Source organism: Flexivirga sp. (assembly GCF_035551235.1).
GTDB lineage: Bacteria > Actinomycetota > Actinomycetes > Actinomycetales > Dermatophilaceae > Flexivirga.
Window position 1 is genome coordinate 99,190 of sequence record NZ_DASZNO010000030.1, and the last position, 22,114, is coordinate 121,303.

Consider the following 22,114-nt stretch of genomic DNA (forward strand, 5'->3'; position numbering starts at 1 on the left):
TCTCCGAGCTACAGCTGAGTCATCGGAGACCCCTTCGTTCAAAGTCAAGGCGACACGTCAGTCGCAGGATAGGTTGACTGGTTGCCGTGGCAAGTGCCATCTCGTCGACCTTCAAGGCGTGTCGCGGGTCAAGTCCTCCGGAGTGGTGTACGAAGTCGTGAATCCTTTGGTTGTGTTTAGGCGCTGAGCTCGCCGGCGATGGCGGGCGCGCTGTCGGTGTCGGTCGTGTCCTCCTGTGCTGGGTTGGTGGTGCGGGCGGTCAGGACAGCTTGTGCGGCGGCGAGGGCTTCGACGCCGAGGTAGCGGCGTTGCTCGGCCCATTCGTCGTGTTGCTCGGCCAGCACGGCACCGACGAGCCGGATGATGGCGTTGCGGCCGGGGAAGATCCCCACGACGTCGGTCCGCCGCCTGATTTCGCGGTTCAATCGTTCGTTGGGATTGTTCGACCACACTTGCCGCCAGATCGACTTGGGGAATGCGGCGAACGCGAGCAGATCGGCCCGCGCGTTGTCCAGGTGCTCGGCCACGTCCGGGAGCTTGTCCGCCAAGGTGTCCACGGCTCGATCGAACTGCGCGTGCACGGCGTCGGTATCGGGTTGGTCGTACACGCTGTGCAGCAGTGTCTTGACCCACGGCCACGACGACTTCGGTGTCGCGGACATGAGGTTCGCCGCGTAGTGGGTGCGGCAGCGCTGCCAGGACGCGTTCGGCAAGGTCGCACCGATGGCCTCGACCAAGCCGGCATGCGCGTCACTGGTCACCATCGCCACACCGGACAGGCCGCGGGCCACCAGGTCCCGGAAGAACGCTAACCAGCCAGCACCGGATTCCGTTGTGGCCGTGTGGGTCCCGAGGACTTCCCGGTACCCCTCGGCGTTGACCCCGGTGGCGACCATGACCGCGACCTTCACGACACGGCCGCCCTCGCGGACCTTCATCATCAACGCGTCCGCGGCCACGAACGTGTACGGGCCATCATCCAACGGCCGAGTGCGGAACGCGGCGACCTGCTCGTCCAGGTCCTTGGCCATCACGCTCACCTGCGACTTGGACAAACCAGTGATGCCCAGGGTTTGCACGAGCTTGTCCATTCGACGCGTGGAGACACCGAGCGGGTAGCAAGTCGCCACCACCGAAGTTAGGGCCGCTTCGGCGCGTTTGCGGCGTTCCAGCAACCAGTCGGGAAAGTAGGTGCCCTCGCGCAGCTTCGGGATCGCCACGTCCAAGGTGCCGACCCGGGTGTCCAAGTCGCGGTGCCGGTACCCGTTCCGGCGGTTGGTCCGCTCATCGGTGCGGGTGCCGTAGTCCGCGCCGCACACCGTGTCGGCCTGCCCGGACAACAACGCGTTGACGAACATCTGCATCAACTCCCGCAACAAGTCGGGGCTGGCTTGGGCCAGGTGCTCGTGCAAGAACTCCTGCGGGTCAATATCGTGGGGTGCAGCGGTCATCGTGGTGCTCCATTCGAGTGGGATCTAGACAGTTCTCTCGAAGGATCCACCCGGTGACCGCGCTCACGTGGAACGCGACACGATCACCGGGATCGTTCGTACACCAAACCTATGGACGTAACTGTGTCGCGGTCAGTCTTCGCTGCGTCTCGACACCGACCGACTTTGTCGAGATGCGGCAGCGAAGACTGTTCAAATCATGATTTGAACAGTCTTCGGTCATTCCTGCGGTTGTGTGGCGCTCGTCGGAGAGTGGTCAGTCGAAACAAAAACAGTTGCCGCGGCGCACCACGAGCGTTGCGCGGCTCCGCCATGTCGAGGTCCTCCGGTTGAGTTGCGGGAGAACACACAACAGCGGAGGACCTCGACCTCAGCTCAGCATTGGCCGCCAGCCAGCGCTCTACCCTCCTTCTGAGGAGCCGCTCAGCACTCGGGCGCCGTCAGGCCGGCGCTCCTCACGCAATCGCTGCGCAGCAACATGAGGACGTCGCAGTCGGCCTGGAGCAGCTGCGGCCACGCGGGAGTTGCGGTCGGTCAGTGCGCGCCCACCGCGGCTTGTGCTGACGTCACAACACTCACGGCAGAGGCCTCGGTGTTCGGGACCGCACGGCGAACCAGCGCATCGAGCGCAGTAACGCCGTCGCCGTCCCGCCCGATCGACAATGGGTTGACCTCCGCCTCCAGTACGTCCGGGGCGGTGACGGCCAGGCGCGACATGTTGACCATTGCGTCGACGAGGGCTTCGATGTCGCCGCGTGGTAGCCCGCGGTAGCCCGTGGCAACCGACAAACCCTTGACTTCGGAGATCATCTCCCGGGCGGTGTCGGCGTCGATCGGCGCGAGCCGGACTGATGAATCGGAGAAGAGCTCTGCCATCACGCCGCCGGTGGACAACACGACCAGCGGGCCGACATCACGGGTCACGCGGTATCCGACGAGTGCTTCTGTGACTGCCTTCGCCTGCATGCGCTGCACCAGTATCTTGTCGATCCGGGCTGTTGGCATCGCGTTGCGTACGGAACTGAGGATTTGCGCGGCAGCAGCGCGCAGTTCCCCGATGTCGGCGACGTCGAGCACGACTCCTCCGACATCGCTCTTGTGCGGCACATCTGCGGACAACGCTTTCGCGACCACAGGGAACGGGAAGGGAAGCGCCAGGTCCGGGTCTGCGATCTCCTCGGGCGTCAGAGCTACGTACTCGACAGGGTGGATCCCCGCCTGGCTCAACAGCTGCGTGGACGCGAGCTCGTCGAGCACCTCGGACGCGGAGACTTCGACCGAGCCGACACGGAACCCGTCGTGCAGCGCCGGAGGCCGCCGTGAATAGGCGGCGGCGACGACGTCGGCACAGGATTCGGGGGTGCGGAATGCAGGTACCCCTGAGGCGTTCAACAGCTCGGCGGCCTCGGGTGCCTCGGGAAGGGCGAATCCGACGATCGGTACGTCATACCCGCCGCGCTCGGAGATCGCCTCGACGGCGAGCTCGGGGTTCAGTCGAGCAGACGAGCCGATCACGAACACGATGAGGTCGAACTCCCCGCTGTCCTGCAGATGCTGCAGCGCGGTGGTGACGACGTCGTGCCGTGCTCCCGCGAGTCCCAGGTCGGCAATGAGGCTGTGTGGGATGTGCGCCCCCGCTGCGTTCATCTCCCCCACGAGTGCGTCGGACGGGGCAGTGACTCGCATCCCTCTGATCGCAAGCTGGTCCACCATGATGGCGGCGCCGCCGCCCGTCGTCGTCACGACACCAATGCGTGGATGGTGCGCGCGCGGGCCGTCTCCCAAGCGAAGCAGCAGGTTCGGGGCCTCCAGCAGCGATTCGAAATGTTCGACGCGCGCAAACCCGCACGCCCGGAACAGAGCATCGGCCTCACTGTCCTCGCCGGCCAGCGCGCCGGTGTGGGACACGGTGAGGTTGGCGGCCTCGTCGGACCTGCCGAGCTTGTACACCGCCACCGGTTTGCCGGCCCGTGCGGCCTTTCGTGCGAAGGTCACCAGATCGTTTGAATGACGCAAAGACTCAAGGAACAACGCGAAGGACGTGACGCCCGGGTCGTCGACAGCCGCCGTGCATATCTCGCCGAGCGACAAGTCCGCCTCGCCGCCGACCGACACCAAGCCCGCGAAGCCCATCCCGCGGCCACGGGCGCGGCTGACAAGCGAGCCGATGACACTGCCGGACTGGGATGCCACGAAGATGCCGCCCGTGGGCAGGTCTGGTTCGCCAAATGCGGCGTTGCCCGTCAGCATCACTCCGTTGCGCGGGTTGACGACACCCAGGCTGCTCGGGCCGACGACCCGAACTTCTCCCTCGGCGGCCGCTGCACGGAGACGATCCTCGCGCGCCCGGCCCGCCGGACCTTCTTCGGCGAACCCGGAGGCAAGGACGGTGGCGGTGGTCACTCCGAGGTGGGCGCATTCACGGACTGTCTCAATCGCCGCCTCTGCCCCCGTCATGATGTAGACGTGTTCGGGCACCTCCGGTAGCGCGGACAGTGACGGGTATGCCCTGACGCCCTGGACCGTCTCGCGGCGTGGATTGACGAAGTAGGCGTTACCCGTGTAGCCGGCCTGCGCGAGGAACTGCTGGGGTCGAGCCGTGGTTTTCGTCGGATCGTCGGACGCACCGACGATCGCCACAGACTCCGGGGTCAGCAGTGCGCGGACGAGGGAGGTCTCGTTCTGGTGGTGGATTGGCATCAACGACTCCTGAGATGCGAAAGGTGGGGTGGCTTCATCAGCGGCAACGGCATGATGAGCGCTCGCTCACTATTACATACTCTATAGAGTTATGTCGAGAGCGACGTTCGTTGATGACCGTCGGCGCCCGAGTCAGTGCGGAGCGGTGTGGCGCGCTCGTGGCCTCATCGGGCCTCGGGTTCGGTCGCGCCGAAGTCTTCACGCTCATCAGTGCCGGAGGCGCGTAGGTCCGGGTCGTGTTCGCGGATATCGGCCGCTCGCGCGATGTGCTCGGCGGCGATCTTGCCGGCGGCGGCGGCGTCGCCACGCTCCAGCGCGTCCATGATTGCCTCGTGGTCACGCTGGAGTGCCGCCGCGTGGGTCGGGTTGCCCCAGATTGTCGAGCCCGGTGTCAGGCGCGACCAGAGCAGCTCGACGTGCTGCAGGATCAGTGGTGACGTTTGGCGGTAGATCGCAAAATGAAATTCGCGGTTCAGCAGTGAGCGACGTTCGGGCGCAGCAGATGGATCGGCCACTGCAGCCGTCAGCTCGGCATGTACTCGTTGCACCTCTTCCAGGCCGCGCCGTGTCATGCGCTCGGTACCCATTTCCGTGGCAACCCGCTCAGCTGCAGCTCGCAGGCGGTAGAGGTCACGCGCGGCCTCTGGCGACAACTCGCGCACCGACGCACCTCGATGCGGCGAATACTCGAGCACACCATCGGCTTCGAGTAGGCGCATCGCCTCGCGGACGGGTGTAGCGCTGACCCCGTATCGCTTCGCGATCACCGTTTGCTTGATCAGCTCGCCGGGTTTGATCGCCCCTGATGCCACATCGGCCTTCAGTCGCTCGGCCACGTAGGCAGTGCGGCTGACAGGAGGTGCAGCCGATGTCTCCGACATCACGGTCCTTTCGACGGTCCGACCCGTAGTGTGTCAAACCGCTCAACATTCCGCAGCGCATAAAAAATTCCCAACACTCTCTAGACAGCGCTCTATAGAGTATGTACTGTCTCTCCGGAAGGCGCCGCTGTGTGGTACGTCACAGCAAAATGCCGCTTCGAAAAGTGCCCACTGACAGTGAGGCTCCTACCGTCGATGGAGATCCGACCCATGACCAGCCCCAAGGGCCTGACCCGCAATGTCGCAGACTGGATCGTCGAGCAGGGCAAGGCCGCTCTGCCGGACGAGGTCGAGCATCACACGCGCAGATTGATGCTCGATCACCTCGCTGGTGTGGTCGCCAGCAGCCCCGGCCCGGTGTCCACGGCTGTCGCGCGCCACGCCCAGCGTCTCTATCCGGGGGAGGCCGCCACCGCGATCGGCCACGGCCGACTGTCGATCCTGGGCGCTGCGCTGGTCAACGGAACGAATGGGCACGGGATCGAATCCGACGAGGGGTACACACCGGGCAGCATGCACCCCACCTCGGTCATCTTCCCGGCAGTTTTCGCGGTGGCGCAGCAACGGGACACTTCCTTCGCGCAGGTGGTGAACGCCGCGGCAATCGGTATGGAACTGTCCTGTCGGATAGCCGCCGCCGGACATCCCGCCACCCGCCTTCGGCACTTCCACAACACCGCGATTGCCGGAGTGTTCGGAGCGGCCGCGGCGGTCGCCGTGCTCTACCGGATGGAGGCCGAGGAGGTCGCCAACGTTCTGGGGCTCGCAGGTTCCCACGCCAGTGGGCTCTTCGAGTTCCTGTCGTCGTCGGCAGAGGTCAAGCGCTTCCACCCGGGGAAGGCGTCCCGTGACGGCATCGCGGCTGCCGACCTGGTGGACTGCGGGCTCACCGGACCGGTCACCGTGCTGGAAGGGGTCGACGGATACTTCGCGGCGTACGCGGGCGAGTGCGGGGTCGACTGGCATCCCGAGGTGCTGACCAATGGCCTGGGTATCGAGTGGGTGCTCAGTCAGACGTACGTCAAGCCCTACCCCTGCTGCCGTCACCTGCACGGCGCAATCGACGCGACGATCGAGATCGCGGTCGACCAGGACATCAAACCAGCGGACATTGCGACCGTGCGCGTGGGTACGTTCGGGATCGCCGCACGCCACGACGGACGCGACCTCGACACCGTGCTGCAGTCCCAGCTCAGCCTGCCCTACACGGTTGCACTGGCGGCAGTCCGCCGCGGCGTGGGACTGACCGACTTCGATGAGTCGTCGCGTGCCGACAGAGATGTGCGAGCCGTCATGGATCGCGTGGAGGTTTACGTCGACGCCGATGCGGACGCCGACTATCCCCGCTCCGGTCGGCCCGCGGAGGTCACCGTCGTTCTTACCGATAGGCGTACCTTCGTGCGCCGCATTCAGCGACCCTACGGCGAGCCCGCGAACCCACTGAGCGATGCCGACCTCGAGGGCAAGGCGCGACGACTGGTCGAGCCGGTTGCCGGCAAACAGGCCGCCGACGTCCTCATCGACGCCGCGTGGAACGGTTCGGATCTCGCCATCCTCGATGTCCTGGATGGCGCGATTCACGCCGGCGCACTCCGTTCGCCCGCCTGATCCGAGCGCACCGCACGCTCGGTTCCTCCCACATCTACGAATCTATAGAGTACAGAATACGGAGAAATGCCATGACTACTTCCGAACGGGACAGCCTCCTGGACTCGGTCCGGGCCTTCGGACGCAAACACTTGGCCGACGGGGCGCTCGAGCGCGCCCATGAGCCCAGCTACTCCTGGGACATCGCGAAACTGCTCGGCGCCCAGGGACTGCTCGGGCTGACCGTCAGCGCCAAGGACGGCGGCCAAGGAGCGAGCCTCGCAGACGCCGTGGCCGTCATCCGGGAAGTGGCGATGATCTGTCCGAAGAGCGCCGATATCTTGCAGGCCGGCAATTTCGGTGCGATTCGGACATTCGCCGAATACGGAACGCCCGAGCAGAAACGGCGATGGCTCCCCGGCCTACTGGAAGGGACTTCGCTGATCGGGCTGGGCATGAGCGAACCTGAAGCGGGTTCGGCCGCGACCGAGCTACAAACCAGCGCCACACCCGAACAACGCGGCGACCGCGACGGATTCCGCATCAACGGAACGAAGATCTGGGGAACGCACAGCCTGGACGCGACACTGTTCCTGGTCTACGTCCGTTTCGGTCCGGGCACCGCAAACATCGGCTCGGTGTTGATCGAGCGTGGGACCGCCGGCCTCGAGATCGGGACGCCCTCGGCATACATGAGTGGCGAGCAATGGGCGCAACTGTACTTCCAGGACTGTTGGATTCCGGCCGACAACGTGCTGCTCGGGCCGGGCGGATTCAAGAAACAGATGAGCGGCTTCAACGTCGAGCGGATCGGGAACGCATCCCGCGCATTGGCTCTGGGTCGCCTCGCTTTCCAGATCGCCGTGGAGCACGTGCAGCAGCGCCACCAGTTCGGTCGGCCGTTGTGCGAATTCCAGGGACTGCAATGGAAGTTCGCCGAGGCCGCGGTCCAACTGGACGCAGCCGAGCTGCTGCTGGAACGTGCGGTGTCGGCCGCTGCGGCAGGATTGCCGTCCGCATACGAGACAACCGTGGCGAAGCTTGCGTGCAACGAGGCCGGCTTCAACGCCGCGAACCAGGCGATGCAGGCGATGGGCGGGCTCGGCTACTCGACCGAAGCGCTGGTGGAGTACTGCATGCGCCGTACCCGAGGCTGGATGATCGCGGGCGGGTCCGTGGAGATCATGAAGAACCGGATCGCCGAGGAGATCTTCGGACGTCGCTTCTCCCAGAGGGCCTGACTCCGATGGACCACATGCAGCACGAGCCGGTCTCGGTGGCCATCGACGACGGCGTCGCGATACTCAGGATCGTCAACCCGCCCGTCAACGTGAGCACCAGTGCAGTCAGGCGCGGCCTGATCGCCGGCCTCGGCATCGCCCAGCAGCGCCCCGACGTGCAGGCCGTCGTCATCATCGGTGCGCCCGGCGGCAACTTCGTATCCGGCTCCGATCTCGCCGAATTCGACGGGCCCGTCGCGGACCCGGCGCTGCCGGCGGTGATCGAGCGCATCGAGCAGTGCCCGAAGCCCGTCCTGGCGGCTCTGTCCGGGATGACGCTCGGCGGCGGATTCGAGCTCGCGCTGGGCTGCGACGGACGTATCGGTACCCCTGACACAGTGGTCGGGCTGCCGGAGATCGGCCTCGGGATCATTCCGGGTGCTGGGGGAACGCAACGCCCACAACGCATTCTGGGAGCGGCGCGGACTCTCGAGCTGATCACGTCGAACGAACGGCTCACCGCCCCGGAGGCATTGTCGCTGGGCTTGATCGACGACATCGTCAGCAGCGATCTGCTGGAGCACGCTGTGCGGGCGGCGTCGGCGTTGATGGCAAAGCGCGTCCTGCTCGAGGCGCCGATTCCGCCGGATCGTCCGGGCGTTCTCGAGCAGACCGCTGGAACTGTACTGGCGCAGAATGGGCCGCGGCCGCAGTACGTCGCCGCCGTCGGCTCGGTCCTCGCTGCCGCGTCACTGAGCCCGACCGCGGCACTACGTCATGAACGAGCCGAGTTCGAGCGGCTGCGCGAAAGTGCTGAAGCCGGAGCCCTGCGCCATCTGTTCTTCGCCCGACGCTCGGTGGCCAAAGCCAATCACCCCGCATCGCCGGTCAGCGTGCGGCGCGTCGCAGTGGTCGGCGCGGGGACCATGGGAGCGGGCATCGCACGAGCGTTCGCCGAGGCGGGCATCGAGGTGCGGCTCTTCGACCAGGATCGCTCGGCAGCCGACGCCGGCGTGGAGCGCTTGTCCGCTGGCTGGCAGGCCGAAGCCGACAGAGGGCGGATCGACCGGGATTCCGCGCGTCGTCAGTCCGAATCGGTCACCTGCGCGCAATCGCTTGACGCGCTCAGGGGGTCCGACCTCGCAGTGGAGGCGGTGGTCGAGGACCTCGACATCAAACGCCGGGTGCTGGCCGACCTCGAGGACGTCGTCGGCCGGGGCGTGCCGTTGGCCACCAATACGTCATACCTCGACATCGACGTGCTCGCGGACTCGCTGCGACACCCCGGGTCGCTCGTGGGCCTGCACTTCTTCGCGCCGGCACATCGCACCCGCGTGCTGGAGATCGTCCGTGGGCAGGCGACATCGTCGCGTGCCATGGATGCAGCGTTCGCCGCGGCGCGGGCGCTACGCAAGACGCCGATCGTGGCGAGAGTGTGTGAGGGATTCATCGGTAACCGGATCTACAACGCATACCGCAGGCAGTGCGAGCTGATGATCGAGGAAGGCGCGCTGCCCCACGAGATTGATGACGCCGCGGTCGGATTCGGCTTCGCAATGGGACCGTTCGCGGTCGCCGACATGTCCGGCCTGGACATCGCGTGGCGCATGCGGCAACGCACCGCTGACGCGCGGGATCCTCATGTGCGCTACCCCGATGTGGCCGACGTCCTCTGCGAGAAGGGCAGGTTCGGTCAGAAGACGGGTTCGGGGTGGTATCGGTACGAGCCCGGCTCGCGCGTGCCGCTTCGCGATGCCGCGGTTGAACAGCTGATCAGGCAGTCCTCGCGCCGCAAGGGCATCGAACGGCAGCAGTTCTCCAGCCGGCAGATCGTGGATCGGCTGCTGGTCACGATGGCCAACGAGGCAGCGCTGATCCTCGACGAAGGCATCGCCCAACGCGCCGGCGATATCGACCTGATGCTGACGCTGGGTTACGGCTTTCCCGAGCACATAGGCGGGATCACGCATTGGGCGGCCTGCTGTGATCCGACGTGGCTCACGAAAGCTCGCGACAGCGTGGCTGCCGTCACCGGACCGGGTTACCCCATGGGCGACCTCTCCCTCCTGACCAAGTACTGAACCAGCCGATGGCATAAGCCACTGCGACCACACCGCGAATGGCATGGCGCAAAAGGCATCTTCGAAATTGCTCATCGAATTCCAGGCATTAATCACGCACTGAGGGATCCCCATGCAATTCGTTCAATCACTCAACGATCAATCGGTCACCATGCCGATTCATCACGCTCCCGTCGAGCGCAAGACAGTGACCGGCAGGGACGTGCGAATCGAGGTTCTGACGCAAGGCGATGGCCCTGTGATCGTCATCTGTCCCTCGCTGGGAAGGGGCGCCGGCGATTACGACGTCGTGGCCGGACTCCTGGCAATGAACGGATTCCGGGTACTCCGTCCGCAGCCTCGCGGCATCGGCGACAGTATCGGGCCACTGGATGGCCTGGGCATGCACGACTTCGCCGCGGACATCGCCCTCGTGCTGGACGACGAACATGCAACACGTCGTCCCGGCCGCGCAGTCGTCGTCGGGCACGCCTGGGGCAGCCAGCCGGCCAGAATGCTCGCGGTCGACCGACCGGACCTGGTGAGCGCGCTGGTGCTCGCCGCCGCATCCGCCGGTCGCCTGCCGCCGGGCAGCACCGAAAAGCCGTACGGCCGCCTCCGTTGGGCGATCGACGGCGCCGGTGACCCGACAAGACCCGAGCATGAGCGGCTCGAATGCCTCCGACGGGCCTTCTTCGCCCCAGGTCACGACGCCCGCCCGTGGCTCACCGGCTGGAGCGTCGAGACCCACGCCGCACAGACCCACGCGCGCAACACAACCCCGATCGACGCGTACTTCGCCGGCGGCACGGTGCCGATCCTCGACCTGCAGGCGCAGTTCGATGCGGTCGTCATCCCCGGGGTCTTTCAGTCATTGCTCGGCGCACGAGTGACCGTCCAGGAGATCCCCGATGCGGGACACGCATTGGCTCCCGAGCAGCCGGTATCCATGGCAACAGCCATCGCGAACTTCGCCGGCGAATTCGCCACCCCGGCAGCGACTTCCCGCACGGAAAGAAACCTCTCAGGAAGCAGAGAACGGAGTTCATCATGGAAATGAACATGCAACAGGCCGCACGAGAGGACGTCGCCATGACAACGTCCCAGCGGTCAACAACGCGAGGCGCCATGATCAAGGCCGTCCTCGGCATCGTTCTGGAGTATTACGACTTCGCCGTGTTCGGCATCTTCACCCCCTTCTTCGCCCACCAGTTCTTCTCCGGGGCGGGGGCAATGGGCGCGACCCTGTCGACACTCACCGTCTTCGCCGTCGGCTTCCTGTTCCGGCCACTCGGCTCGATCCTGTTCGGCTGGTGGGCAGATCGCCGGGGTCGGCAACCGGTCATGGTGGTCGCGATGATGGTCACGGCGGCTGGAAGCCTGCTGATCGGCCTCACCCCCACCTCATCGACCATCGGTGTGGCCGCGGTTGTGATCCTCGTGATCGCCCGGGTGATGCAGGGCTTCGGCTACGGCGGTGAGAACGCCACCGCCTACTCGTACACGGCCGAGATCGCCCCACCCAACCGGCGCGGTCTCTGGATGAGCTTCAACGGAATGGCACTCATCCTGGGAATCCTGGCCGCCACCGCGGTCGGCACCATCCTGACGACCGTGTTCGATTCCCATCAGCTGGAGAGCTGGGCCTGGCGCATCCCATTCCTGCTGGCAGGACTGACCGGCATCTTCGCCATGTATCTGCGGCGAAACCTCGCCGAGACAGAAGCATTCACCGAGCACCGCAATGAGACGCTCGACAATGCGCCGAGCGACCGATCGAAATTCGCGGAATTGTGGACCTGTCGGCACGGAATGCTGCGAGTTCTCGCGATGACCGCAGGCATCACCGTCACGTTCTATTCATGGGTCGTCAACGGGGCGGCCAACGCGATCGTCGCTTACGGGGTGCGCGAGCAGACAGCCTTCGTGGTAGCGCTCGTCGCGCAGATCCTGTACGTCGTGTGCACGCCTTTCTGGGGCCGGTTCTCCGACCGCTTCGGACGCCGGGCGAACTTCATCGTGTACGGCGTCTGCAACGCCCTGCTCGCCTTCCCGGTCCTGTGGATCATGGGCAGTCACTGGTGGCAGATGCTCGTGGCAATGACCATTCCCCTGGTGCTGCTCTCGGCAGCCACGGCGGCCAACACGGCGTTCTACGCCGAACTGTTCCCGACCAGCCTGCGGTCCCGTGGCATCGCTATTCCCTACGGAATCGGCATCGCCGTCTTCGGCGGAACCGCGCCACTGCTGGACACCTGGATGCACAGCATCGGAATGTCGTGGCTGTTCACCACCTACGCCATCGTGATGAGCCTTGGTGGCGCTCTGGCGGCCTGGTGGACCCCCGAAACCGCCGGCCGGAACCTCTGTGACGACTGACCACCACCCGACGAGCGTTGAAAGAGACGAGATATGACACGTGTACCCCCGGCAACCTCGGACGGGCCGGTCGCACAACGCATCCGGGAACGCCGCGGCGGCACCTTGACGCCACTCGATCAAGCCCTGTTGCACAGTGAAGCGTTCGCCGACGGATGGAACGCCCTGCTCGGCGCCGTGCGCAGCCGAATGGACCTGCCGGGTCACCTTCGGGAGCTCGTCATCTGTCGCATCGCCGCGCTCAACGGCGCCGAATATGAATGGCGCGCGCACGCTCCCCTCGCTCTGCATGAGGGCCTGACCGCCGAACAAGTGGCGGCATTGCAGCCGGGCGCCGACCCCGCGCCACTGAACGACCTGCACCGCCTGGTGATCGACTACACCGACGCCATGACTCACGACGTGACGGTGCCGGACCGGCTCAGTGACGCCCTCCACGAGCTCCTGGGCACACAGCAACTCGTTGAGCTGACCGGAACCATCGCCGCATACAACATGGTGTCGAGGTTCCTGGTCGCGCTGCACGTCGGACAACCACGAATCGAAGAAGGTGAAGTGCCGGCATGAGTACACGCCTGGCAGGCAAGGTAGCGATCGTCACCGGAGCCGGAAGCGTTGGACCCGGATGGGGAAACGGCCGGGCGACTGCGGTGAGATTCGCTCAGGAAGGCGCACGCGTCTTCGCCGTCGACATCAATGAGGACGCACTCAAGGAAACCGTCGAAAGCATCGGTGGCCCGGAGGGGGTGATCGTCCCGTACCAGTGCGACGTCACCGACACGGCCGCGGTCGCCGCGATGGTCACGGCGTGCAAAACGGCATTCGGCGCGATTGACGTCCTGGTGAACAACGTCGGTGGTTCCCGCGCCGGCGGGCCCGTCGAGCTGTCCGAGACCGAGTGGGACCGCCAACTCGAGTTCAACCTGACCACGACCTACCTGACCTGCAAGCATGTGCTGCCGCACATGAAGGAAGTGCAGTCCGGAGCAATCGTCAACACGGCCTCCACCTCCGGAATCCGTTGGACCGGAGCAGCACAGGCCGCGTATGCCGCCTCGAAGGCGGGCGTCATCGCCTTCACCCGTTCCGTTGCGGTGCAACATGCACCGGTGGGCATCCGGGCCAACACCGTCATACCCGGGCAACTGCACACTCCGATGGTGGAGGCTCGCCTGGCCGGACAACGCGCCGGCGGGGACGTGGACGCCCTGCTCGGACAGCGTCTCGCGCGGATTCCACTCGGGTTCATGGGAGACGGGCGGGACACGGCAAGCGCGGCATTGTTCCTGGCGTCCGACGAAGCTCGTTTCGTCACGGGCACCGAGATCGTCGTCGACGGTGGTATGTCGGCCCGGTGCGACTGAACGCCGGGAGAGAACCAGCGATGCCGAGCGACTTCGAACCCACCATTCCCGGTCCGCTGGAGCACCCGACTCCGGCGAGCTACCGGCCGCCGGCCGGGGCATGCGACAGCCACTGCCACGTCTTCGGGCCGGCGGCCAGGTTCCCCTTCACCGCGAGCCGAACCTTCACACCTCCCGACGTTCCCGTGTCCGACCTCATGCGGTTGCACCGCGAGCTCGGTCTGGACCGCGCGGTCATCGTTCAGTCAGCGTGTCACGGACGCGAGTACGACGTGCTCGTCGATGCTCTTCGGGTCGGCGACGGAAGACACCGTGGAGTCGCGCTGATCGGACTGGACACGCCGGTGTCGGTGCTGGAAGACCTGCACCGAGAAGGTGTGCGCGGAATCCGGCTCCAGTTCATGCCCCACCTCGGGCCGGCTCCAACCGACGACGAGATCTTGCAGTACGCCGCGCTCGTGGAGCCACTCGGCTGGCACCTGGAGATCCACGTCGCCGGAAACGGCGTTCTCGATCGTTTCGAGGTGATCAACCGGATCCCCACCCGAGTCGTGCTCGATCATCTCGGTCGAGTGGACCTTGGCGACGGGCTCGATGCGCCCGCCGTCCACGGTCTTCGTCAATTGCTCGACACCGGGAACGTGTGGCTCAAACTGAGCGGCACCTACCGGGTCAGCCTGACCGGCAGCCCCTACGCGGATGCCAACAAGCTCGCGGCAGCACTGGCAGCACACGCGCCCGAGCGTGTCGTATGGGGAACCGATTTCCCACACCCGAATCTGCACGGCCCGATGCCGGACGACGGCATCCTGCTGGACGGCATACCCGAGATCGTTCCTGACGAGACCAAACGTCACAGGCTCCTCGTGGACAACCCCACAGAGCTTTTCGACTTCTGCTGACGGCTCTGGCAAGCGACGGGAGCGAGCTGGGAAGAACAACTACCGAAGAGTGCCGGGCTCTCGTAGGCCGCCGGCGAGCAGCGTCGCGATGACGGGAGCGATGGCAAGGGCCGCCAATGCTCCTCGTGGGCCGTGGTGTTCGGCCACCAGGCCGAGCAGTGGCATGAACAGGCCACCAGCACTGATTGCCAGCCCGAGCGTGACGCCGGCGGCTGTTCCCGGCCGGCTCGGAAGGTAGTCCTGGCCCAGCTTGACGAGGACGGCGAAGGGGACATTGGTGACCAACCCGACGAGGAAGATCAGGGGCAGGGCGCCGTACTTGTCCTGACAGAGCAGGAGCCCACCCACCGCTGGGAGGAGCGCGGTGTTTCCGATCTGGATTGTTCGCACGAGTCCGAGCCGGTCGGCCATGCGACCACCGAGCAGCGTGCCCGCGACACCGCCGGCCAGCTCCAGAGTGAGGGCGGTTCCTCCCAGCGCGCTGGAGGCGCCGAGGTGTCGGATCCAGTACAACGAGACGAAGGTGTTGACCCCGTTGCTGAATCCCGAACGGATGACTTCGGTTGCGGTGAGAAGGCCGAAGAGACGTACGTGGTCCGTGCCGGCGTGCGCGCCGAAACGCTTCGGCACCGCGCTGGACCTCCGGTTGTGTCGCAGCAGGATGAAGCCCATCAACACAGGGGGCGGGATGAACAGTGCGGTCGCGCCGATACCCAGACTGTCGAGAGCGGGGGTGACCAGGGCGGGCCCGGCGAAGAAGCCCAGGCTGCCGCCTGCTGCGAAATAGCTCATCGCAGTCGCGCTCGCGCCGGCCTCCCGGCGGGCGTCACGCCCCGCAGGCGGGTGGAACATCGCGATCCCCAGCCCCGCCGCGAGCAGGAGCGCGAACACCGCGACATACGAATCGACCAGCCCGGACAAGCCGGCCCCGATCCCCGCGATGCAGATGCCGGTAGGCGCCATCCACGGAAGACGGCGACGATCCGAAAGTATGCCGATCGGGATCTGCGGCAGTGCGCTGCCCAGGGTGGTGGCCAGCACGAGGCTCGAAGCCTGCACATAGCTGAAGTGCCGTTCGAGAACGAAATAGGGAACAGCGGCAGGCACCAATCCCTGGAAGAAGTCGTCGACGGCGTGTGCAGTCGCCCAGATCCGCATCCGTTGCCACGGCGTGCGAGTGTCGGGCGGCTCCTTCGTGAGTGCGGTCTGCGTCGAGGTCACGCATCCACCGTCGTTCCCGAAGGGCGTTGTCCGCTTCCGGTAATCTGCCTAGTTGTGTCGAATATCCGCCACATGCCCATCGCGCCGACGCATACCGTTCTGCAGAGCGGCGGCGATGTCATCGATCGGCACCAGCACGACGAACATCAACTCATCTACGTCAGCTCCGGAGTAGTCGCGATCCGCACGGAGCACGGAGCCTGGGTCGCCTCCAACGACCGGGCTCTATGGATCCCGGCGCGCACCTGGCATGAACACCGTTTCTACGGGGCGACGAATTTTCACACCATCGGTTTCGACACCGAGCATGCCTGGTTGCCCACCGACTCGCCGACCGTCATCGTCGTGGATCCGCTACTGCGAGAACTGCTCGTCGCGCTCACCGTCGACGATCTCCCTGCGCGGCAGGCACAACACATCCGGGTGGTCGTCGCCGACCGCTTGCACCGCGCTGCACAGAGACCGTTCATGCTCCCCGCACCCAGTGATCCGCGACTGGCTGACGCGTGCCGGCGTGTTGAAGCGGACCTGTCGATCCCACGTTCAGTCGGCTGGCTCGCCACGCAGGTCAACACCGGTGAACGGACGCTGTCTCGCCTCTTCCGTAGCGAGTTCGGCATGACCTACCCGCAGTGGCGGACGCGCACCCGGCTCTTCACGGCCATCGTCCTGCTGAGCCAGGGTGAGACCGTGACGCGCACCGCGCACGCAACCGGTTGGGCAACGACCAGCGCCTTCGTGGACACGTTCACCCGTGCGTTGGGAGCCACGCCGGGCTCGTACCGGCACCGATGATCGGCGACGCCGAATCCCTCAGGTGATCGACCGATCGTGGCGAGCTCGCACGTCGGCCGGGTTGTGATCTTCGGGTCAGGCGACGCCGGGTCGCCACGGCTCCTGCACGTGCGCCAGCCACACAGCCTCGGGACCGAGGGCGCGGATCAGACGCTGGCCCTTGGTGCGTGGCTCGTCCAACTCGCCGAACCACACTGCGCTGTCGCCACAGATGACGATCGGACGCCGTCCGGTCTCGATCACGACGAGCTGGGAGCCGGGCGTGTGGCCCGGTGCGGGGACGAGGCGGACTCCGGGAAGCAACTCGAGTTCGCCGTCGACCGGCACGTAGTCCAGCTCGGGAGCGTCGACCCACTCGCGGATCGTGTAGTCATCCTCGCCGCGCGCGTCGTCGAGCTCCCGGCGCTGCACGTAGATCGGTCGCCCGGTGAAGAGGTGGTTGCCCCCGCAATGATCGGCGTGCAAGTGGGTGTTGACGATGATGTCGATGCCGGCGAGATCGACGTCCTGCTCGCTCAACGGATAGAGGCGTGGGTTGAAGGCGGCGACCACCGCCGGGTGGCGCTCCGTCATACCGGTGTCGACCAACACCCGACCGTCCGGATGGTCAACGACGTGCACGCACACGGGCATCACCTCGTCCCCGACGAGCAGCTCGGCGACGAGGATCGGGGTGACGGTGATGGCGCTGTCGGCGTTCATCGCACGTGGGCTCCGCGATTGCCCGCGTCGGCGGCCGGCCTCGGCTGAGACTCGAGGTGCGCGACGAGGTTGTCGAGCCACGGCGCCTGGCCATCGGGGCCGAACGGATCGGTGCCCCAGCCCGCGACCATTTCGGAGAAGTACTCGTTCTCCCAATCCGCGCCGTTCCCATACGAACTGGTCACGACGCGAAGGACGCAACTGCCACCGGACGCCGACTCGATCAGGAACTCGGTAGCCGTCGGGGACAGCGACGCCACCTCCTCATCCGTGACCTCGTGCCCGGAGGTCTCGGCGACCCACTCGCGCATCTCGTCGGTCATCGGCCACGGCTCGTCATACGCAAAACGCTGATGCGGGGTGTAGTCGGTGACGACACCGGTCGACCGGAACCCGCCGTGGTCGAACGACACTTCGCCGCCGACCCGTGGCTCCAGCCGGGCCGGCACCATCCACGCCGAGATGCCCTCGGCGGTGGCGATGGCGTCCCACACTTGCCCTGGACCGGCAGGCAGCTCTCGTGAGTGCTCGCTCCGGTGCTCGACGCGATCGGTCATGACTCCTCCTTGGGTTTGGGGTATGACGACACGGTGAGCCGGTGGAGCCGGCCGTCATCGTGGTGATATCTGGCGGCCAGGTCGGCGACCGCCGATTGCAGCTCGGCAGCGAACGCGGCGCGATCCTCGGCGGACTTGAACCCGATGACCGTGTCGACGGTCAGGGTCGGCACGCGCGTCCCGGCCGCCGCGCTCGCGGTGATCGATCCGACCTCGGAGACGGCCCGGGCGTTGACGGCGACCAGATATGCAGCCGAGCGGCGATCGGCGATGTCATTCGGATCGGGCGTTTTGCCCTCAAGCACGTCGGGGGCGACCACAAGATGGCGTGCCGAGCGTTGGACGTAGCGCTCGGTGATGCCGCCCCAGGTGCGTTCGCCCGCCGGCTCGACGAGGCCATGTGCCTCCAGTGACTTCAGGTGATAGTTCACCTTCTGGCGGGTCAGCCCGACCGTCGCCGCAATCGAGGCGGCTGATCCCGGCTCGGCCAGCGCATCGAGGATCGAGGTCCGAATCGGGTCGAGCGCTACCTCGACCGCGCCGGCGTCATTGAGTACGTGTATGTCGTCCACGGTTCGACCATGCCCTTGACAGAAAAAATTGTCAATAGCGCCGGGTCGCCATCACCTCGCGCAACCCCGGGGATCTGGATGCCTTCGACCAGGCGATCGTCGACGAATTGGCGCGCGGCTGACTGCGGGTCGACCCGGGTTCGGACTCGGCCTCAGGGCCGGTCGCCGGCCAGGTTCTTCGCGCGCGACCGCGGAACCCCCAGCATGAGAAGACTGGTGATGGTGGCCGCCTGAACTCCGAGGGCGTCCGTCGCGAAGTCGCTGTCCGCGATGGAGAAGACGGCGGCATACGCGAGCTGGCTGAGGGTGGCCGCGGGCAGGTGCTGTCCGAATGCCCCGCTGTCCTGCCCACGCTGTACGAGGTCGGCAAGGACGAGATCGACCGGTCCGAGCAGGGCGTGGATCTCCGCGCCGTATTCGCCCCGCCGAAGCGCCAGGAGTGCTTGGTAACGGTGCGCCACCGGCCACAACCGAGCGATGAAATCGGCCCACACCGTGTCGGCCGCTCGGTCGGAGGAGTTGACCTCCGCGAGGACCGCGGAGATCTCGGTCACGGCCCGCTTCGTCAGGCTGCGCACGAGGTCGGCGCGGGTGGGGAAGTGGCCGTAGACCGTACGGCGAACCACGCCGGCTGCCGACGCGATGTCGGCCATGCTCGCGTCCGGGCTGCGCCCCAGCACCTCGAGCGCGATGTCCAGGATGCGGTTCCTGGTCGCAGTCATGGCGCGTGCGCGGGCGGACTCGGTCTGCACCTGCTGATGATTGCACAATAGTGCGCAACGGAATAGATTGCACACGAGTGTGCATTGCACATGACAGTGCAACGAAATCGCTGCACGGTGAGCCAGCAGTTCAGGAGAACAAGGCCATGACCGCAGCACCGTCCGCACCAGCACCGCTCATCCGCCCGTTCACCGTGGCGATCCCGGACTCGGAGATCAAGGATCTGAAGCAACGATTGGCCAGGACCCGCTGGCCGGATCGGGAGACCGTTCCCGACTGGTCCCAGGGAGTTCGGCTCGACGACGCGAAGGCGCTGATCAACCACTGGGAGCACGAATACGACTGGCGTCGCTTCGAATCCGAACTCAATCGGCTCCCACAGTTCCTGACCGAGATCGATGGACTCGACATTCACTTCATCCACGTCAGGTTCGAGAATCCGCACGCGATGCCGCTCATCCTCACCCACGGATGGCCGGGCTCGATCGTCGAATTCCTGAAGCTGATCGGCCCACTCACCGACCCGGTGGCGTTCGGCGGCACGGTCGAGGACTCGTTCGACGTCGTCGTCCCGTCGCTGCCCGGATTCGGCTTCTCCGAGAAACCGACCGGGAGCGGATGGACCGTTGCGCGCATCGCGGCCGCCTGGGCGGAGCTGATGACGCGGCTCGGCTATGAGAAGTGGGCCGCTCACGGCGGTGACTGGGGTTCGGTCGTGACGACCGCACTGGGAGGCATGCAGCCGGAGGGCCTGCTCGGCATACATCTGAACAGCCAGTACGCGTTCCCCGCACAGCTACCTGCACGCCTGTCGCCGGAGGAGCGCGACGCCGTCGACACCCTCGATCTCTATACCGGCGAGCTCGGCGGATCGAACCACTTGCAGGCCACGAAGCCGCAGACCGTCGGAGTCGCCCTGGCGGACTCGCCGGCGGGGCAGGCGGCGTGGATCTACGAGAAGTTCCAGTCCAAGACGGACAACGACGGACGGGCCGAGGACGCCCTCGACACCGACGACATGCTCGACGCGATCTCGCTCTACTGGTTCACCAACAGCGCGGCGTCATCCGCCCGCATCTATTGGGAGAACTACACCGGTTCGCTGGCCGGACCGAAGCTCACGCTGCCGGTCGCGGTCACCGTGTTCCCCCGCGACATTCCCCGCCTGCCACGCAGTTGGATCGAAGACGCCTACAGCAACCTGATCCACTACGGCGAGGCCGGCAAGGGCGGCCATTTCGCCGCGCTCGAGCAGCCCGCCATCCTGGTCGACGAACTGCGCACGGGACTGCGAAGCCTGCGCCCGTGAGCACGGAGCGTCGGCGCCGACAGTCGGCACCGCTATTCCGCACCGCTATTCCGCACCGCAGGTGCACCGGACCGGACGGCGTGACTCGAGGTCACCGTCGTCGACGAGGGCGTGGACGACGCCGCCGTGGCCGAAGGCCAACACCGGGTGCCGGCCGGTGGCGTGCAGCTGGGCCGCCATCGCGGTCTGTGCCGAGACGTCGACCACGTGCCCGATGCGGAACAACGAGGTGGTCTCGGCCACGACTGGGTCCTCGCCCGCGCGCAACACGAGGCGGACCTGAGGGGCGACCGCCAGGGCGGTGATCGCAATGGCGATGTTGTCCAGCTCGTCCGAGCCCAGCGCCGCCAGGGCCAGGGCGTGCTCGACGCGCACCCGGGCGAGGGTCGCGCGGTCCTCGGCGTGGCCGATCAGGACGGGCACTCCGGCGTTGCGTGCCAGCCGCAGGTTCTCCGCGGCCGGGTCACGTTCGATGGCGACCACCGGCACCCCGAGTCGCTGCAACGACAGGCACGCCCGCAGGCCCACCTGCCCCAGGCCGGCGATCACGACGTGGTTGCGCCGCGGTATGGCGAGCTTGCCGAACACACCCACCGAGCGCGCGGACATCAGCCAGTCGACAAGCCCGGCGACGAACGTTCCGGTGAGTACGAGGGTGATCAGCATGAAGATCGAACTGACGACGAGGTACCAGGAGTCGCCGGCACCGGTGTGGGCATCCGCCGGGCCGACCGCCGCGATCGTGCGCGCCGACTCGTAGAGCGAGGACACCACCGGCTCGTGCAACACCACGGTGGTGAGGATCCAGTCGGTGAGCAGGATCAGCGCCAGCCCGATCAGCCCGGTCAGCATCAGCGCGGGCGACCCGCCATACCAGCGCGGGATCAGTCGCTCGGCGCCCGCGTGCCACCGGCGATGGGTCGGATGCCAGGGCTCCTCGGTCACCCCACCGGTCGGCTCAACCTGACGCACCAGTCGCGGGCCGGCGCCGGTCTCGCGCAGCGCCAGTGCGTCGTCGTCGAGCAGGGCACCCAGGATGGAGGGCACCGCGATGTCGGCCGGTGAGGTCGCCACGCAGTTGGGCACCACGCGCACCAGTTGCCGGGCGACCGTGGCGTCGAAGATCGTCGTCACGATCCGCACCCCGGGCTGGGTGTGCGCGGCCAGCAGCGCATAGCGCAGGGCCTGCACATCGGAATGCATGATGATGACGACCGCGTCGGCCGGCTCATCGAGCGCCGCCACCACCTCGCGGCCCTGCGGTGCGAGCAGGTGGCGCACCTCGGCGCCCGTCTCCCGCAGCAATGTGCAGGTGAGACGGGTGGCCTCGAGTTCACCGACGACCAGGACGCGACCGGCCGAATGCGCGGACATGCTGAAAGGTTAGAGGGGTGCCGGCGCGATCAGGTCCGCACAGCCGAAGTGCTACGCCCGGGCCGCCACCCGTACCGCCTGGCCGGCGAACGACACGACGTCGCCGGGCCGGACCTGCCGCCCGCGACGGGTCTCGACCTCGCCGTTGACGGTGACCTCACCGGAGTTGATGACCTCGCGGGCCATCGCGCCGTCGTCGACGAGACTCGCCAGTTTCAGCAGTTGCCCGAGACGGATGCTGTCGTCGCGGATCTCGATGTCGACGGCGTCGGTGGTCATGGTCGGCCAGGCTAGCTGCTGTCGTTATACACGGACGG

20 protein-coding genes are annotated in these 22,114 nt (G+C 66.4%); 10 read left to right on the forward strand and 10 right to left on the reverse strand.

Going from position 1 to position 22,114, the window contains the following annotated elements:
• Positions 1-176 precede the first annotated feature (176 nt).
• From VG502_RS10630 to VG502_RS10640, 3 genes are all read right to left on the reverse strand, one after another.
• Positions 177-1,451, reverse strand: a complete 1,275-nt coding sequence (locus tag VG502_RS10630) for an IS256 family transposase (RefSeq protein WP_325550018.1) — start codon at positions 1,449-1,451, stop codon at positions 177-179.
• A 534-nt stretch (positions 1,452-1,985) separates the two neighbouring features.
• Positions 1,986-4,151, reverse strand: a complete 2,166-nt coding sequence (locus tag VG502_RS10635; protein WP_325550019.1) for an acetate--CoA ligase family protein — start codon at positions 4,149-4,151, stop codon at positions 1,986-1,988.
• Between the two features lie 164 nt (positions 4,152-4,315).
• Positions 4,316-4,987, reverse strand: coding sequence for a GntR family transcriptional regulator (locus tag VG502_RS10640; protein ID WP_325550020.1), 672 nt, complete (start codon positions 4,985-4,987; stop codon positions 4,316-4,318).
• Positions 4,988-5,242: 255 nt separating this feature from the next.
• Between VG502_RS10640 and VG502_RS10645 the strand changes: the two genes are divergently transcribed.
• The 8 genes from VG502_RS10645 to VG502_RS10680 all read left to right on the forward strand — a co-directional run bounded on the left by VG502_RS10645 (position 5,243) and on the right by VG502_RS10680 (position 14,544).
• A complete protein-coding gene (locus VG502_RS10645) occupies positions 5,243-6,640 on the forward strand; it encodes an MmgE/PrpD family protein (RefSeq protein ID WP_325550021.1) in 1,398 nt (465 codons plus the stop codon).
• Positions 6,641-6,711: 71 nt separating this feature from the next.
• Entirely contained in the window at positions 6,712-7,860 is a 1,149-nt protein-coding gene (locus VG502_RS10650; protein WP_325550022.1) for an acyl-CoA dehydrogenase family protein, read from the forward strand.
• Positions 7,861-7,874: 14 nt separating this feature from the next.
• Positions 7,875-9,920, forward strand: a complete 2,046-nt coding sequence (locus VG502_RS10655; RefSeq protein WP_325550023.1) for a 3-hydroxyacyl-CoA dehydrogenase NAD-binding domain-containing protein — start codon at positions 7,875-7,877, stop codon at positions 9,918-9,920.
• Positions 9,921-10,032: 112 nt separating this feature from the next.
• The gene (locus tag VG502_RS10660; RefSeq protein WP_325550024.1) at positions 10,033-10,959 is read left to right on the forward strand and encodes an alpha/beta fold hydrolase; all 927 of its coding nucleotides are present in this window, start codon (positions 10,033-10,035) and stop codon (positions 10,957-10,959) included.
• Positions 10,960-10,991: 32 nt separating this feature from the next.
• Positions 10,992-12,278, forward strand: coding sequence for an MFS transporter (locus VG502_RS10665; RefSeq protein WP_325550025.1), 1,287 nt, complete (start codon positions 10,992-10,994; stop codon positions 12,276-12,278).
• 33 nt (positions 12,279-12,311) lie between these two features.
• Positions 12,312-12,845: a carboxymuconolactone decarboxylase family protein gene (locus VG502_RS10670; protein ID WP_325550026.1), complete on the forward strand. Its 534-nt coding sequence runs from the start codon at positions 12,312-12,314 to the stop codon at positions 12,843-12,845.
• Positions 12,842-13,642, forward strand: a complete 801-nt coding sequence (locus tag VG502_RS10675) for an SDR family NAD(P)-dependent oxidoreductase (RefSeq protein WP_325550027.1) — start codon at positions 12,842-12,844, stop codon at positions 13,640-13,642. Before VG502_RS10670 ends, VG502_RS10675 begins: the two co-directional genes overlap by 4 nt.
• Positions 13,643-13,662: 20 nt before the next feature.
• A complete protein-coding gene (locus tag VG502_RS10680; RefSeq protein ID WP_325550028.1) occupies positions 13,663-14,544 on the forward strand; it encodes an amidohydrolase family protein in 882 nt (293 codons plus the stop codon).
• 39 nt (positions 14,545-14,583) lie between these two features.
• Here the strand turns inward: VG502_RS10680 and VG502_RS10685 are convergent, their stop codons facing one another.
• On the reverse strand, positions 14,584-15,765 hold the full coding sequence (locus tag VG502_RS10685) for an MFS transporter (protein WP_325550029.1): 1,182 nt from the start codon (positions 15,763-15,765) through the stop codon (positions 14,584-14,586).
• Between the two features lie 72 nt (positions 15,766-15,837).
• On the opposite strand from VG502_RS10685, the gene VG502_RS10690 reads away from it, so the two are divergent.
• On the forward strand, positions 15,838-16,560 hold the full coding sequence (locus VG502_RS10690; RefSeq protein ID WP_325550030.1) for an AraC family transcriptional regulator: 723 nt from the start codon (positions 15,838-15,840) through the stop codon (positions 16,558-16,560).
• A gap of 75 nt (positions 16,561-16,635) precedes the next feature.
• On the opposite strand, the gene VG502_RS10695 is transcribed toward VG502_RS10690, so the two are convergent.
• The 4 genes from VG502_RS10695 to VG502_RS10710 all read right to left on the reverse strand — a co-directional run bounded on the left by VG502_RS10695 (position 16,636) and on the right by VG502_RS10710 (position 19,143).
• A complete protein-coding gene (locus VG502_RS10695; RefSeq protein WP_325550031.1) occupies positions 16,636-17,262 on the reverse strand; it encodes an MBL fold metallo-hydrolase in 627 nt (208 codons plus the stop codon).
• On the reverse strand, positions 17,259-17,819 hold the full coding sequence (locus VG502_RS10700; RefSeq protein ID WP_325550032.1) for an SRPBCC family protein: 561 nt from the start codon (positions 17,817-17,819) through the stop codon (positions 17,259-17,261). Before VG502_RS10700 ends, VG502_RS10695 begins: the two co-directional genes overlap by 4 nt.
• Positions 17,816-18,391 (reverse strand): ArsR/SmtB family transcription factor, encoded by a 576-nt coding sequence (locus VG502_RS10705; protein ID WP_325550033.1) that lies wholly within the window; start codon positions 18,389-18,391, stop codon positions 17,816-17,818. The genes VG502_RS10700 and VG502_RS10705 overlap by 4 nt, the downstream gene beginning before the upstream one ends.
• Positions 18,392-18,543: 152 nt before the next feature.
• Positions 18,544-19,143 (reverse strand): TetR/AcrR family transcriptional regulator, encoded by a 600-nt coding sequence (locus VG502_RS10710; RefSeq protein ID WP_325550034.1) that lies wholly within the window; start codon positions 19,141-19,143, stop codon positions 18,544-18,546.
• Between the two features lie 116 nt (positions 19,144-19,259).
• Here VG502_RS10710 and VG502_RS10715 point away from each other — a divergent pair, with 116 nt between their 5' ends.
• Positions 19,260-20,423 carry an epoxide hydrolase family protein gene (locus tag VG502_RS10715; RefSeq protein ID WP_325550035.1) on the forward strand — a complete coding sequence of 388 codons (1,164 nt, stop codon included), beginning with the start codon at positions 19,260-19,262 and terminating at the stop codon, positions 20,421-20,423.
• A 45-nt stretch (positions 20,424-20,468) separates the two neighbouring features.
• On the opposite strand, the gene VG502_RS10720 is transcribed toward VG502_RS10715, so the two are convergent.
• Both VG502_RS10720 and VG502_RS10725 read right to left on the reverse strand, forming a co-directional pair.
• Positions 20,469-21,797, reverse strand: coding sequence for an NAD(P)-binding protein (locus VG502_RS10720; protein WP_325550036.1), 1,329 nt, complete (start codon positions 21,795-21,797; stop codon positions 20,469-20,471).
• Positions 21,798-21,848: 51 nt separating this feature from the next.
• The gene (locus VG502_RS10725) at positions 21,849-22,076 is read right to left on the reverse strand and encodes an RNA-binding S4 domain-containing protein (RefSeq protein ID WP_325550037.1); all 228 of its coding nucleotides are present in this window, start codon (positions 22,074-22,076) and stop codon (positions 21,849-21,851) included.
• Positions 22,077-22,114 lie beyond the last annotated feature (38 nt).

Excerpts from the sequence above, each read along its gene's own strand:
- VG502_RS10630 (WP_325550018.1), bottom strand. The coding sequence starts at position 1,451 with ATGACCGCTGCACCCCACGATATTGACCCGCAGGAGTTCTTGCACGAG.
- VG502_RS10720 (WP_325550036.1), bottom strand. The coding sequence starts at position 21,797 with ATGTCCGCGCATTCGGCCGGTCGCGTCCTGGTCGTCGGTGAACTCGAG.
- VG502_RS10680 (WP_325550028.1), top strand. The coding sequence starts at position 13,663 with ATGCCGAGCGACTTCGAACCCACCATTCCCGGTCCGCTGGAGCACCCG.
- VG502_RS10715 (WP_325550035.1), top strand. The coding sequence starts at position 19,260 with ATGACCGCAGCACCGTCCGCACCAGCACCGCTCATCCGCCCGTTCACC.
- VG502_RS10725 (WP_325550037.1), bottom strand. The coding sequence starts at position 22,076 with ATGACCACCGACGCCGTCGACATCGAGATCCGCGACGACAGCATCCGT.
- VG502_RS10650 (WP_325550022.1), top strand. The coding sequence starts at position 6,712 with ATGACTACTTCCGAACGGGACAGCCTCCTGGACTCGGTCCGGGCCTTC.
- VG502_RS10695 (WP_325550031.1), bottom strand. The coding sequence starts at position 17,262 with ATGAACGCCGACAGCGCCATCACCGTCACCCCGATCCTCGTCGCCGAG.
- VG502_RS10670 (WP_325550026.1), top strand. The coding sequence starts at position 12,312 with ATGACACGTGTACCCCCGGCAACCTCGGACGGGCCGGTCGCACAACGC.
- VG502_RS10690 (WP_325550030.1), top strand. The coding sequence starts at position 15,838 with ATGCCCATCGCGCCGACGCATACCGTTCTGCAGAGCGGCGGCGATGTC.
- VG502_RS10635 (WP_325550019.1), bottom strand. The coding sequence starts at position 4,151 with ATGCCAATCCACCACCAGAACGAGACCTCCCTCGTCCGCGCACTGCTG.
- VG502_RS10700 (WP_325550032.1), bottom strand. The coding sequence starts at position 17,819 with ATGACCGATCGCGTCGAGCACCGGAGCGAGCACTCACGAGAGCTGCCT.
- VG502_RS10665 (WP_325550025.1), top strand. The coding sequence starts at position 10,992 with ATGACAACGTCCCAGCGGTCAACAACGCGAGGCGCCATGATCAAGGCC.
- VG502_RS10675 (WP_325550027.1), top strand. The coding sequence starts at position 12,842 with ATGAGTACACGCCTGGCAGGCAAGGTAGCGATCGTCACCGGAGCCGGA.
- VG502_RS10645 (WP_325550021.1), top strand. The coding sequence starts at position 5,243 with ATGACCAGCCCCAAGGGCCTGACCCGCAATGTCGCAGACTGGATCGTC.
- VG502_RS10655 (WP_325550023.1), top strand. The coding sequence starts at position 7,875 with ATGCAGCACGAGCCGGTCTCGGTGGCCATCGACGACGGCGTCGCGATA.
- VG502_RS10660 (WP_325550024.1), top strand. The coding sequence starts at position 10,033 with ATGCAATTCGTTCAATCACTCAACGATCAATCGGTCACCATGCCGATT.